The 13,350-nt window shown below is 55.4% G+C and carries 15 protein-coding genes and 1 pseudogene; 15 read left to right on the plus strand and 1 reads right to left on the minus strand.

What is annotated here, in order from left to right; translation table 11 throughout:
* The first annotated feature begins 2 nt into the window (after positions 1-2).
* The 15 genes from PXC00_RS07620 (at position 3) to PXC00_RS07690 (ending at position 12,365) form a co-directional block, all read left to right on the plus strand.
* Positions 3-1,361 (plus strand): type II/IV secretion system ATPase subunit, encoded by a 1,359-nt coding sequence (locus tag PXC00_RS07620; protein WP_086036840.1) that lies wholly within the window; start codon positions 3-5, stop codon positions 1,359-1,361.
* Positions 1,358-2,287, plus strand: coding sequence for a type II secretion system F family protein (locus PXC00_RS07625; protein ID WP_174193235.1), 930 nt, complete (start codon positions 1,358-1,360; stop codon positions 2,285-2,287). Before PXC00_RS07620 ends, PXC00_RS07625 begins: the two co-directional genes overlap by 4 nt.
* A 5-nt stretch (positions 2,288-2,292) precedes the next feature.
* Entirely contained in the window at positions 2,293-3,165 is an 873-nt protein-coding gene (locus PXC00_RS07630) for a secretion protein F (protein ID WP_086035620.1), read from the plus strand.
* A gap of 106 nt (positions 3,166-3,271) precedes the next feature.
* Entirely contained in the window at positions 3,272-3,637 is a 366-nt protein-coding gene (locus PXC00_RS07635; protein ID WP_275844962.1) for a DUF3848 domain-containing protein, read from the plus strand.
* Positions 3,631-4,026: a DUF4320 family protein gene (locus tag PXC00_RS07640; protein WP_174193237.1), complete on the plus strand. Its 396-nt coding sequence runs from the start codon at positions 3,631-3,633 to the stop codon at positions 4,024-4,026. Before PXC00_RS07635 ends, PXC00_RS07640 begins: the two co-directional genes overlap by 7 nt.
* 13 nt (positions 4,027-4,039) lie before the next feature.
* Positions 4,040-4,588: a hypothetical protein gene (locus PXC00_RS07645; RefSeq protein ID WP_316934902.1), complete on the plus strand. Its 549-nt coding sequence runs from the start codon at positions 4,040-4,042 to the stop codon at positions 4,586-4,588.
* Positions 4,589-4,684: 96 nt separating this feature from the next.
* Entirely contained in the window at positions 4,685-5,212 is a 528-nt protein-coding gene (locus tag PXC00_RS07650; RefSeq protein WP_275844960.1) for a DUF6550 family protein, read from the plus strand.
* A gap of 84 nt (positions 5,213-5,296) precedes the next feature.
* Positions 5,297-7,027: a hypothetical protein gene (locus PXC00_RS07655; RefSeq protein WP_275844959.1), complete on the plus strand. Its 1,731-nt coding sequence runs from the start codon at positions 5,297-5,299 to the stop codon at positions 7,025-7,027.
* 86 nt (positions 7,028-7,113) lie between these two features.
* Positions 7,114-7,455, plus strand: coding sequence for a DUF3852 domain-containing protein (locus tag PXC00_RS07660; RefSeq protein WP_086036838.1), 342 nt, complete (start codon positions 7,114-7,116; stop codon positions 7,453-7,455).
* Between the two features lie 147 nt (positions 7,456-7,602).
* The gene (locus PXC00_RS07665) at positions 7,603-7,809 is read left to right on the plus strand and encodes a hypothetical protein (protein ID WP_316934903.1); all 207 of its coding nucleotides are present in this window, start codon (positions 7,603-7,605) and stop codon (positions 7,807-7,809) included.
* A 145-nt stretch (positions 7,810-7,954) separates the two neighbouring features.
* Positions 7,955-8,857 (plus strand): conjugal transfer protein TrbL family protein, encoded by a 903-nt coding sequence (locus PXC00_RS07670; protein ID WP_086035614.1) that lies wholly within the window; start codon positions 7,955-7,957, stop codon positions 8,855-8,857.
* A 20-nt stretch (positions 8,858-8,877) separates the two neighbouring features.
* Entirely contained in the window at positions 8,878-9,444 is a 567-nt protein-coding gene (locus PXC00_RS07675) for a DUF7768 domain-containing protein (RefSeq protein WP_275844957.1), read from the plus strand.
* A complete protein-coding gene (locus PXC00_RS07680; RefSeq protein ID WP_275844956.1) occupies positions 9,441-11,462 on the plus strand; it encodes a DNA cytosine methyltransferase in 2,022 nt (673 codons plus the stop codon). Before PXC00_RS07675 ends, PXC00_RS07680 begins: the two co-directional genes overlap by 4 nt.
* A 4-nt stretch (positions 11,463-11,466) precedes the next feature.
* Entirely contained in the window at positions 11,467-11,778 is a 312-nt protein-coding gene (locus PXC00_RS07685; protein WP_212506691.1) for a hypothetical protein, read from the plus strand.
* The gene (locus PXC00_RS07690) at positions 11,775-12,365 is read left to right on the plus strand and encodes a hypothetical protein (protein WP_212506690.1); all 591 of its coding nucleotides are present in this window, start codon (positions 11,775-11,777) and stop codon (positions 12,363-12,365) included. The genes PXC00_RS07685 and PXC00_RS07690 overlap by 4 nt, the downstream gene beginning before the upstream one ends.
* A gap of 159 nt (positions 12,366-12,524) precedes the next feature.
* On the opposite strand, the pseudogene PXC00_RS07695 reads toward PXC00_RS07690, so the two are convergent.
* A pseudogene (locus PXC00_RS07695) lies at positions 12,525-13,322 on the minus strand (Y-family DNA polymerase); the annotation flags it as partial.
* Positions 13,323-13,350: the final 28 nt, after the last annotated feature.

Consider the following 13,350-nt stretch of genomic DNA (forward strand, 5'->3'; position numbering starts at 1 on the left):
ATATGACAGACAGCCAGAACCTGTTTTTTACACCCGCGGACGAATCCAGAGACTTCGGAGAGGTTCTGCGGGAAGTTCAGGGGTATATCTCCACCCACTACGCCTCTCTGCTTTCGGCGGGGGCGGGCCTTGAATCCAAGGCGCAGCTCAAGCGGTACATCGCGCAGTATGTGCGGGAAAACCGGATCGCCGTCGCCGGCATGGATCAGCCCCGGCTCGTAGAGGCGCTGCACACTGAAATGGCGGAGTTCGGTTTCCTGACCCATTACATTTTCGGCTCCGGCGTTGAAGAAATCGACGTCAACGCCTGGGACGACGTGGAGGTGCAGTACAGCGACGGCAGCATAAAAAAACTCGATGAACGCTTCGATTCCCCGGCGCACGCCGTCAGCGTCATCCGCCGCATGCTCCACATATCGGGCATGGTGCTCGACAATGCCAGCCCGGCCGTGCTGGGGCATTTGAGCAAAAACATCCGCATCGCAACGCTCAAGGATCCTCTGGTGGATGAGGACGTGGCGGTGGCCGCGTCCATCCGGATTGTCAACCCGCAGAACATGGGGCGTGATGATTTTATCCGTCTCGGCACGGCGACGGAGGACATGCTGGATTTTCTCTCCGAGTGCCTGCGTTACGGCGTTTCCATCTGCGTCGCGGGGCCAACCGGATCCGGCAAGACCACACTTGCGGGCTGGCTCTTGACCACTATACCGGACAATAAGCGCATTTTCACCATTGAATCCGGGAGCCGCGAGCTTTCACTGGTGAGAAGGGATGCAAACGGGAAAATCCGCAACAGCGTCATCCACACGCTGACGCGCGACAGCGAGAACGGCCGGCAGCGCATCGACCAGACCGACCTGCTGGATATCGCCCTGCGTTTCAACCCAGACTATGTCGTGGTTGGCGAAATGCGCGGGCCCGAAGCGGACGCGGCGCAGGAGGCCGCCCGCACCGGCATCGCGGTCGTCACCACAATCCACGCCAACTCCTGCCAGGCAACCTATTCCCGTATGGTATCCCTGTGCAAGCGCGCCGTCGATACGCCCGACGCGACCCTCATGGGCTATGTCACGGAGGCGTTCCCGCTGATTGTATTCTGTAAACAGCTCGAAAACCGGCAGCGCCGTGTGATGGAAGTGATGGAGTGCGAAATCCTGCCGGACGGCGCGAGGAATTTCCGCCCCATCTTCCAGTTCGCCATCAATGAAAACCGTATCGAAGACGGCCGGTTCATCATCAGCGGCAGCCACAGCGTGGTACAGGGTATCTCTCCGAGCCTGCAGAGGCAGCTCATTGAAAACGGCATGCCGCAGGACATCCTCAAACGGATCCTGCAGATTGGAGGCGAGGCCGCATGACCGCAATAGAATTGTTTGCCTGCGCCGGCCTGATCGCCGGCGCTTTTATGATCCTGAAGCTCTCGCCGCTGGAATTCGCGGACGGGCTGTTCGGCTTTCTGCTGAAACGGCCCCGGAGCATCCGGGATGAGATCAATGAAACCACCAGGCGAAAAAAGCCGTCATTCCTGCACCGTGAAATCAGCGAGGCGCAGGAAATCCTCCGTATGACCGGACGGAGCGAACGCTTCTCCATGGTCTGTGCGGCGTCGCTCCTGTTCTTCGCTTTCGGAGCGTGCGTTGCCATTCTGATGCAGAATGTGTTTCTTGTGCCGGTTCTGGCGGTGGGGCTTGCGTTTCTGCCGTTTCTCTATGTCAGGACAACGGCGGAGCACTTCAAAAAGAACGTCGCTACCGAACTGGAAACGGCGCTCTCCATTGTCACATCGGCCTATTTGCGCAATGAGGATCTGATGACCTCGATAGAGGAAAACCTGCCCTATCTGAACCCGCCGGTGAAGAATGTTTTTGCGGAATTTACCGCGCGGGTCAAGCTCATCGACCCCGACGTGGAGGCGGCAATCCGGGAGATGAAGCCCAAAATTCAAAACGAAGTGTTTCAGGAATGGTGCGATGCCGTCGCCGTGTGTCAATACGATCGGAGCCTGAAAAGCACGCTGACGCCGATTGTTACCAAGCTCTCCGACGTCCGCGTGGTCAACGCCGAGCTGGACTACCTGGTGTTTGAACCGCGAAAGGAATTCGTCATCATGGCGCTGTTGGTTGTCGGCAACATCCCGCTCATGTATTTCCTCAACCGGAGCTGGTACGCGGCGCTGATGCACAGCCTCGCGGGCCAGATCGTCCTTGCGGCCTGTGCCGCGGCAATTTTCATCAGCAGTGCCTTCGTGATCAAACTGACAAAGCCCATCCGCTACAGGAGGTGACGTGGATGACGGGTCTGCTGTTTCTTTTTGCAGCCCTGCTTGCGGCGGGGCTGTTTTTCCTTCTATCCGATTTGCTGAAGCTTCCGACGCTGGCCGCGGCCAAGGCTCTGCTGAGCGCCGGGAAGCCCCGGAAAAAAGCCGCCAAAAGCGTGGAGGCTTACCTCATGACGTGTGCCGGCAAGCTGGCAAGGCTTATCCGCATGGACGAATATAAACGCAGCCGGTTGGAGAACACCCTCAAAGCGGCGGGGATTCCCATGACGCCGGAGGTCTACACCGCGTATGCCATTGTGAAAGGCGGAGTGATCGTTGTCCTTGTGATCCCCTGTCTGTTCTTATTTCCGCTGCTGGCTCCGGTGCTGATGCTGCTTGCCGCCCTTGTATATTTCAAAGAAATCCGAAAGGCGGACGAGCAGCTCAAGGCGAAACGCGAGCAGATTGAAAGCGAGCTGCCCCGCTTTGTGGCGACCATTGAGCAATCCCTCAAATCCAGCCGCGACGTGCTGGCGATGCTGGAGCATTACAAGCAGAATGCGGGCGAAGCCTTTGCAAATGAGCTGGGAATCCTGACCGCCGACATGCGCTCCTCCTCCTATGAGGCGGCGCTGACCCGCTTTGAGGCCAGGTTCAATTCGCCTCGTATATCCGATGTGACGCGCGGCCTGATCGGGGTGCTGCGGGGCGACGACGGGGCGGTATACTTCCAGATGCTCGATCACGACTTCAAGGCGCTGGAGCTCCAGCGGCTGCGCGGCGAGGCGCTTAAAATTCCGCCGAAGATCCGCGTCTATTCCTTTGTGATGCTGATGTGTTTCCTGTTCACATGGCTCTCCGTCATGGCGATCTCAATCATGAAATCCCTCGGCACCATGTTTTAGCGGCGAACCGCCGCTAATATGACGCGGGTGCAGACAGCATCCAGCGGAAAACAAGGCACCCGCGATCCTGAATATATCCATGTATGTGAGGAAGGGAGGTTTATAGATGGACCATCAGAAAACGCTGCAGGAGCTTCAGGAAAAGCTCGATGAAAATTACAATGCCTTTGTGCAGGGATGGTTAAATCTCGACACACCGACCCTGATCGAAAAAGCGGAGGAAATCGCCGCAACCAAAAAGGTATACAAGGCGCTCCGGGCCAGCCATTTCAGGGACATGGAATATCTGCTCCGATTCCGGAACCCTCTGGAGGTTGTGCGGGATCAGTGGATGGAGGAAGAATCCTATGCGCCCGATGAGGATATGGAGCATGTTCTCTGGTCGGTCGCGGACCGCGGCGACGCAGAGCAGAGTTATGAACTTGACGAGGATTTTCACCCTCCGGAACAGCAGGGGGTGAAACTGTGCTGAAACGGCTCCGCTCCCGCCGCGGGGAAGGTTATATCGATATCGCGGTGCTGGTGCTCTGCGCCATGCTGGTCATCGCTTTCGCGGTCAAACTGTTTCCCGTGTATATAGAGAAAAACCAGCTGGACTCCTTTGCCACGGAGCTGTGCCGGGAAGCGGAGATCTCAGGCCGCGTCGGTACGGAAACGGACGCACGGGCGCGGGAACTGGAGGAACAGACCGGGCTGCACCCGTCTGTCGACTGGTCAAGGACAGGTAAAATCCCGCTCGATCAGGAATTCACAGTGACGGTGTCCGCACAGGCGAATATCGGGCTGTTCGGCGGATTCGGCAGTTTTCCGATCAATCTGGAAGGAAAGGCCAACGGGAAAAGCGAAATTTACTGGAAATGAGGTGAAGGAAAACGTGCGCAAAAAACTGAAGCATATTCTGAAAGACCGGCGCGGGTTTTCCTTCCCGCTGGTTGTGGCGGTCGCCCTCGCGCTGGTGCTCATCCTGTGCGGGATCTCCGAATACCTGCGTCTATGCATCATCGCGTCGGGCGTCCGGGATGCGGTGCAGTCTGCCATCGTCGCTACCGTAACCGACAATTACAGCAACGTTTATTACGGAGTCCGTGAGGGATATTCCGGTGGATATCGACCCAGCGGCTCTTCCTGGGTCGGAAGCGTCAGTACCGGCGATATTTATGGCCGGCTTGATCGGAACCTCGGCCTGAAAAATGAGAACGGAGCCCATGTAAAGGAAGCAGGCGGTGCGGAGAAATTCAAGATATCTGGTTTGTCGGTGACCATTCAAAACGCACCGCTGGCGCCCTCCAACCCTGCAAACAGTCCGGCCTTTGCGGCCGACGCGACGATTCAACTGGAAGTACCGGTGAGCTTCGGCGGTAAGACGCTTTCTCCAATGCACGCCACATTGAAAGTTCGGGCAAAATATATGCCTGTTTTCTAAAAAAATCGCAGTAGCAATAGACTTTTTACCCTTTCTGTGATAGTGTGTGAAACAAGAGGAAACAAACGGAAAAGAGAAAAAGGGAGGTCAAACTCCATGAAGAAATTATCGGATAAAGCCAAAAGATCATTGACCATCGCCGGCATCGGCGTGGTGTGTGTGGCTGTGATAATCGGGATTTCCTATCAGCTTAAGGCCGAGGGAGCCAACGACGCTGATGTCGCGACATCCTCATCTTCTACTTCCAGTGAAGTGATCGTCCCGGCTGTCGGGACAAACGATAATACAACGAAAAGTGCGGCGCTCGCTTCGTCGGCATCCTCCCAGGCACAGGAAGCTTCAAGCAAGGCGGATCAGGCGATCCAGCCCGATGTATCGAAACCCGCGGCACCTTCCTCCAAGCCTGCCGCACAGGGCAGCACCACCAATCCTTCCAAGGCACCGACGTATAGCTCGAAGGATACTGCCCCAAGCGAAGGATCTGGAAGCCAGAACTTTCAGAAAAAGGGCGGAAAAATCTATGTCCCCGGATTTGGATGGGTGACAGACAATGGTGGTGGCGGTTCTGGAACAACGGTGGATGGCGGCGGTGATATTAACAAGCAGGTCGGTCAAATGGATTAGCAATTAAATTTCATAATTCATTACATCATTAAAAAGAAGCAAGGCAAACAACGCCTCGCTTCTTTTTTATTTTCGGAGGTGTTTATGAAACGGATCCTGAGCGTACTTCTAATGTTGACGCTGCTTCTGACGCTCTTTGCCCCACTCAGCGCTTATGCCGATGACGGGGATGGAAATATCGACCACGGAGGTGGCGGGCTTGGAAACGGCAGCGACGCAAACTTCTGGAACTCCGGTGACGAGGGTGTCCGGGTAACCGTTATCCGGGCAAGCGACCACGCTGTGGCGTCCGCCTCCGTGGATTTCACCAACAGGCATCCGGATGATATTGTCATCAACTTTGGAAAAGTAAGCAAGATCGCCTACAACAACGGTCATGCGCTGGCGTTGAATACCGGCCAATATTCCTATGTCAATCCGGCACAGCCGCTCCCCAAGATTATCAGTTCCGATCAGGGTCAATCCAGCATTGAAGTCATCAAAGAATATTTCTGTTCGGAATACATGGTGATGCGGATAGCACAACTTACAGGGTTTAGCTATGCAACTCTTACAAACGGGAGTTACAAAATTCTTTTGGAACCAATCGCCTATTTCACCCTCTATGGTGCACGGGTGGCGATGACCGCTACGGAGGCCGCGCTGTACGACCAGAAGCTTGGAGGCGACCTGCGTTCCAAAATGGCGTCCCTGACGCATAAGAATCTTCCGCTGGCAATGTTTTTGGATACGCCGGACCTTGGCTATCCCGCATGGACGGGCTCCAGGGATGACCGTGTGTCCGACTCCACGATCATTTCCTCCCTCGGACTCGGCATCGTTCGCTTTTCCGCTGCCGAACCTCCGCCGAACGTTAACACTCAGAATTACACCTACCGGGTCAATACAGAGGTCATCACTCCGGTAACAGTCAGTGGCGGCCAGTCCGACCCTGATCATCCGGTAACGGTAAAGTTCAGCATCGGCGGCAGAAACTACACGGTCGGGAATGTCTACTATCCCGGTGGCGACAGCCAACTGGCGTGGGTGCGCTGGACAACACCATCCACGCCACAGACCATGACGATCCGCGTGTCTGTAACGGGCGGCGGAAGTACCAGTGAAGGCACGATCAACGCGAGTATTGTGGATCTTTCCGGCCATGACCCGCCCGATCCCAACGCCGACGACCGGAACAGCAGCTATTCCCCCGCGAGTATGCCAAGCAATCCTCAGAAAACCTCGGCCTCATGGAATGTATGGCGGCCCGTATGGCACGCCGATTGGGTGTGGGTCCCAGACTGGATCTGGCACGGCGACGACACAAGCGGTTCTTGGGAGGACGACGGCAGTTGGGTCGATCATGGCTGGTGGGACTTTGCCAGTGACACCTACACGGCGAATCTTTCCGCATCTATGAGCGTTACGCCGGACGGCAAAGATCCGACCGCATCCGGCGAAACAATCAAAAGCGGATATGGAATCAATCAGACCACTGCGGCGTCTGTCAGCACCAATCAGTCCTCGGCGGTAACTGGCGCTCAAACCGCCGTCACCTACTTCCCAGAATTTGGGTATAAGACGTATTGGCGCCTGCTGGATCAGACAGCCGGCGGGTACAACGCACGGTTTGAATTTGCCCCCAACCGCTATTCCACCTACAACCGGCGCACTCATTTCACACCGCTTTGGATGCCGGATGGGAGCTACACGCCTTATACCTTTTTGGAAGATTGTTGGACCCCGACCGGCATGCTCAGCATGAATCTGACCGACTCAGTGACAATTAGGGGAACCCTGTGGTCGGACTGGCGCGCCATCCCGGCATTACCCTGAACCATCCGCAGATAAAGAAGAAGGCCGTAGGCATCATGCTCTGCGGCCTTGAATTTTATCCTACAATGAAAGGTGTGAAAGCATATATGAAAAAGCGGAAGAAATTTGTGATTCTCATTTGCATGGCTTTAGTGATGCTCTCCGTGTTTTGTATCACGGCGTCCGCAGCCGGCAGCGGCGACGTGGCGGGGGCGGTACAGAGTACCTGGTCGACTGCTTCCCAGCAGATCAAGACGGTTGTCAACAAAGTGGTTTTCCCCGCTATTGATCTGATTCTCGCTGTTTTCTTCTTTGCAAAACTTGGCACGGCTTATTTCGACTACAGAAAACAGGGCCAATTTGAGTGGGCCGCGCCAGCCATTTTGTTTGCGTGCTTAGTTTTCACCTTGACGGCCCCCCTTTATATCTGGGGTGTCATCGGGATGTAGCCAATTGACCGGTCAGCCTAATCCCGGTGTTATAAGGTCTAACCAGCAGACCGCTTGGCGTTTCCGATATTTTGTTTGTTATTTTCTTGCTTTGTAAAGAGCGATTCGGTATACTATAGTAAAATTTACATACAAGGGATGATGAAAATGCCTCGCGGCAGCCGTAAGACCATTGAAGAACAGATTTCTGAGGTTGACTCGAAACTCAAGGAACTGAATGAGCAGAAAAAGCAGCTTCTTGAAAAAAAGGAACAGGAGGATATCCAGACACTTCTCGAAGCGGCAAAAGAGGCCGGAGTATCTCCCGCGGAGCTTGTAAAAAAGCTCAAGGAAAAGGCTCCGACAGAGGAATGATTGCTATAAAAACCAAGTGACCTGTCCCAAAACATAAGAACGAGAGGCTGGCATCCTGTCGAAAAGCGCAGGATACCGGCCTCTTTTGCTTTTCTGAAAGCCACCATACGGTGGCTTTTTATTTTGCGCAAAGGAAGTGAATGTTGTGTTCATCTGGAATTTCGTAGCTGGAACCGTGCTCAATCAGATTATCGACTGGATCTATAGTCAGATCGTCGGTTTCCTTGGAAACTTTTTCGCGCAGATGGGTGACATGGGCGCCGAGCTGTTCGACATGGACTGGGTGAAGTCCATCGTTCTCTTTTTCGTTTACCTGGCATGGGCACTATACGGCACGGGTCTTGTAGTGGCGGTTTTCGAGTGCGCCATTGAGTATCAGTCCGGTCGCGGCAGCATCAAAGACACAGCCCTCAACGCGATCAAAGGGTTTATGGCAGTCGGGCTTTTTTCGACCGTACCGGTGGAGCTGTATAAGCTGTCCGTATCCCTGCAGAGCAGCCTGACGGCGGGCATCACCGGTTATGGTTCGGGAATCAGCGACCTTGCAAGCTCAATCATCACCGGGCTTAACTCGGCAGGCACACTGGAACAGGCGGCAAGCACCAATGTATTCGGCGGGCTCGGCGCCATTACCAGCCCCATTCTGATCTTGTTTATCCTCATTCTCATGGGGTACGCCGTGATTAAAGTATTTTTCAGCAACCTCAAACGCGGCGGAATCCTGCTGATCCAGATCGCAGTGGGAAGTCTGTATATGTTCAGCGTCCCGCGCGGCTACATTGACGGATTTGTATCATGGTGCAAACAGATCGTCGGGTTGTGCCTGACGACGTTTCTGCAGGCGACCATCCTCTGCGCCGGTCTGCTGGTGGTCAAAGACCATGCCCTGCTGGGGCTTGGGCTGATGCTGTCGGCCGGCGAGATTCCCCGCATTGCCGGGGCTTTCGGACTTGATACGTCAACCAAGGCCAACCTCATGAGCGCGGCGTATGCCGCACAAACCGCAGTGTCTATCACCCGCACCATTGCGAAGGCGGTGGCGAAGTAAACGAAAAGAAGGGATGAAGTTTGAAACTGGTCTATATCTGTTCCCCATACGCGGGGAGCATTGAGGAAAATGTCCGCTTTGCCAAAGCCGCGTGCCGGTACGCTATGAAGCAGGGCTGCGCACCCATTGCCCCGCACCTTCTGTACCCGCAGTTTTTGAACGATGCCGTTCCCATGGAAAGAGAAGCCGGTATCCGAATGGGGCTGCGGGTTTTAGCCTCCTGCGAAGAACTGTGGGTGTGTGGAAATCATACCAGCGAGGGCATGGAAAAAGAAATTGCTGAAGCAAAGCGGCTCGGCATTCCGGTCCGCAGGATATCGGCTGAACAAATTCAGAAAAAACAAGCCATCAGGCAGTACGGCATTCTGGCGCGCCGCAGCGCCTTGTCGGTCTGCGGTTCCGCCGAGGCGTGGGTGAAACAGGATGGAGAGCCGGTAACATTTGACACCTACGAGGAAGCGGCCGCCGAAGCAGGGCAGCTTAATGAAGGAATAGGGCCCGTCAACCGGACGGTGGAATATTTTCCGCAGGAAAGATGTCCCCTGCCGGAAGAAACGCCCTCCTTCGGCATGAGCATGCGGCTATGAGCACTTCACTGACCATGGGCAGTCTATTCGACGGGATAGGCGGCTTTCCCCTGGCTGGCAGCCGGCAGGGCTTCACCCCTCTGTGGGCCAGCGAAATCGAGCCGTTTCCCATCCGGGTGACCAAACTTCATTTTTCAAATATGATTCACGTAGGCGACATTACGCAGCTCAACGGGGCAGATTTGCCCCCTGTGGACGTGGTCTGCGGGGGCAGCCCGTGCCAGGATCTGAGCACTGCGGGAAAGCGGGCGGGGCTCCAGGGCGCGCGTTCCGGGCTGTTTATGGAACAGATCCGGGTGATCAAGGAGATGAGAACACATGACGCAGGAACCGGACGGACAGCTGACGCTGTTCGCCCCCAATACATGGTCTGGGAGAACGTCCCCGGCGCCTTCTCCAGCGCCGATGGAGAGGATTTCCGTATCGTGCTGGAGGAAACCTGCCGAATTGTCAACGGCGCCATATCTGTTCCTCGACCTCCGGGCGGGGTGTGGTACGCTGCTGGGTGCATTATGGGAGATCAATTCTCCCTCGCTTGGAGAATATACGACGCTCAATACTGGGGCCTCGCCCAGCGCCGCAAAAGGGTGTACCTTGTCGCAGATTTTGGAGGCTGTACCGCACCCGAAATATTATTTGAGCAAGACCGCCTGTTTGGGGATCCTGCGCCGGGCGAGGAAACGCGGGAAAGACCTCCCGCCGGTGCTGCAAATGGCTCTGGAGATTCAGGCAGGGATCCGGTCAACATAGGCGCGGATAGCAGTCTTGTTGCCTTTGCCTGCAACCAGCGGGACGAGGTGCGGAATCTCCATAATGTGTCCGGCGCCATTCAAGCCCAGCCGGGGATGAAGCAGCAGACTTTTATCGCTCATCCGTCCAAGGAAACGCAGACTTCCAACTGCCTGACTCCATGGGACACCCAGCAGAAGCGGATCTTTACGGAAAAAAGTGTCGCTCCGACGCTTGCCGGTGTGGATGGAAACGGCGGCAGAAACCCCGGTGGCCTCCTGCTGTCTGCGGGCGTAGTCAGCAAAGGAAACGGCGAGTGCTTTCTCACACCTGAACAGCATACGGCTCTTTCATCGGGTGGTGGGCAGGCAGGCCAGGGGTATCCCTGCGTCCTGACCGCCGCCTTTTCCACGGGGGCCGGTGCTGCGGCGGGCGGCATCGGATATCGTGAGGAATGCGCGCCGACCCTTAAAGCGACCGAAGGCGGCAACATGGTGCCAGGCGTTCTGTGTCTGAACGATCAGGGCGGGAGCCGCATCGATCTGAGCGGCAACCTCTCCGGTACGCTCCGGGCGCAGGAGCATGGGCACACGCCTCTCGTGATGGGTGAACCGGAGTTATATGAAAACCACGGGATCGATTCCCGCTACACCGGGCCGCACGGCGTGGCGCCCACAATATCCGCGCGGTACGGAACGGGCGGCAACAACGTGCCGCTGATCAGCCAGCCGAGCGAAGGGGTCGGCTCCGACCTTCCTACCGGTCAGAGTTACTGCATCGCCGACAACATTATCGACCGGCAGGATCATAACGGCGGCAACGGGATCGGCGTTCAACCAAACATCAGCTACACGCTGAACACCGCGGACCGGCATTGTGTCTTTTCTCAGCAACGAAGCGACGAGTACACGCCGAACGGCGTGGTCAGCACCCAGAGTGCCCGCCAGTATAAAGACGCGACCGATCTCGTGTGCGACACCGACATCGCGGGAATCAACTGCCGTGCCGGATCGGAAAAGGGCGACCTGTGCGGTACGCCGCAGTCTCATCCAGGCGGCGGCTCTCTCAGTACCCAGCATTCGGTCCGGACCGGAAAGCTCATCCGGCGGCTGACACCGCTCGAATGCGAACGGCTCCAGGGCTTTCCCGATCACTGGACGGATATCCCCGGCGCATGTGACAGCGCGCGGTACAAGGCCCTCGGAAACAGCGTGGCGATCCCCTGTGTGGAGCATGTGCTCCGGGGGATCGCTTATTTTTTGCTCAAAATCGGAAATGAAAAGGACTGATTGCATGTATATCTATCCGGACAATCTCCGGGCGAAGCCCACCCTCTGGCTGTGGGAGTTGCGGGATCTCGGCGTGATCGGCGTCGGCCTTCTCCTCGCGGTGCTTGCGTTGGCTCAGCTGCGATTTCTGCCGCCTATTGTCCTCGTCGCGCTTTACGCCTTTTTGAGTATCCGCTTCGACGACACCAGCATTTTGAATTTCATCAAAAATGCAGCGGCTTTCTTCCTCACGAAACAGCAGTATTTTGAATGGGGGCTGTCGGACGCTGCGAATCCGCCTGATATGGGACCGCGTGGAAGGAGCAAAAACTTATGAGCAGGCAAACAAAAAAACAGGCAAGGCAGCGGCAGACCACCCGCCAGCTGATCAACACAAAAGCCATCACCGATTACAGCCTGCAAACCTATCGGAACGACGAACTGGTCTATTTTATCGTGCAGCCCACAAATATCTCCGTGCTGTCTGAAGAAAGCCTGTCCGCCCGGATCTATGCGCTGATGACCGTCCTCAAGGGGATCGCGGAATTGGAGTTTATATGCTTAAACAGCCGCGAAAATTTCGAGGGCAACAAGCAATTTCTGCGCACGCGGCTTGAAAAGGAACAGAATCCGGCTATCCGTGCTCTGTTGGAGGCCGACCTGAACCATCTGGATCGTATCCAGATGCAGATGGCGACGGCGCGGGAATTTCTGGTCGTGCTGCGCCTGCGGAATGAGAAGCAAGGCGAAATTTATTCCTATCTTAACCGCATTGAGAAGACCCTGCGGGAACAGGGCTTCTCCGCCAAACGCGCAGATTCAGAGGACATCAAATGCCTTTTGGCCGTTTACTTCGAACAGAATGTCACCTCTGAAAAGTTTGAGGATTTCGACGGGGAGCGTTGGTTGATTCCAGACGAATAGCGGCGCCAGTTCTTGTTGGGTTTGGTAATAGACTTGACACAGAATTTCGGATATTGTGTATCCAAAGGGGTCCCCTTGGATTACATATTTACGGTTAAGGACGTGTAAAACGATGAAGGATGTTGACGAGGCGCTGAGCGACTATCTGGAAACCTATGAGTCGTTATAGTAATCGGTAGGTTTACCGAGAGAGCATCTCGCAATATCCCCCATCGTAAAGAGGCCGTGTTCCTCCAGCTTCTTGGCATATCCTTTTCCGACGCGCCAAAAGTCCGTTAGGGGCCGATGTGACCATAGGGAGCGTCGGTAGTTCATTTCGTCCAACTCGGCAATCCGCATACCGTTGTTATCAGCCGGTATGTGCTTTGCCTGGATATCCATAGCGATCTTGCTGAGGTACAGGTTTGCGCCAATTCCCGCCGTTGCTGTAATGCCAGTTGTTTTGAGTACATCCAGAATCATTTCCTTGGCAAGCTCACGGGCTGAGAGATTGTAGGTGTTCAGATATGCGGTGGCATCAATAAATACCTCGTCAATGGAGTAGACATGAATATCCTCGGGCGCGATGTACTTCAGGTAGATATTGTAAATTTGTGTGCTGTACTCTATATAATAGGCCATCCTCGGCGTTGCGACAATATAATCCAACGAAAGACCCGGTGAGGATTTCAGTTCGGTATCGTTACAGGAGGCACCGGAAAAGGCTCGTCCCGGTGCTTTGCGCAGCCGTCCTGCATTTACTTCCTTGACCTTCTGTACGACCTCAAACAGCCTCGCCCTGCCGGGGATGCCGTATGCTTTGAGGGAAGGAGAGACGGCGAGGCAGATGGTTTTTTCGGTGCGGCTTGCATCAGCGACAACGAGGTTGGTGGTCAGCGGATCAAGCCCTCGTTCCACGCACTCGACCGAAGCGTAGAAGGATTTTAGATCGATTGCGATATAGGTCCTGTTCTCCATGCTTATTCTCCGGCCTCCTCCTTTAAAA

The sequence above is a fragment of the Caproicibacterium argilliputei genome (assembly GCF_029211325.2).
GTDB classification, from domain to species: Bacteria; Bacillota; Clostridia; order Oscillospirales; family Acutalibacteraceae; genus Caproicibacterium; species Caproicibacterium argilliputei.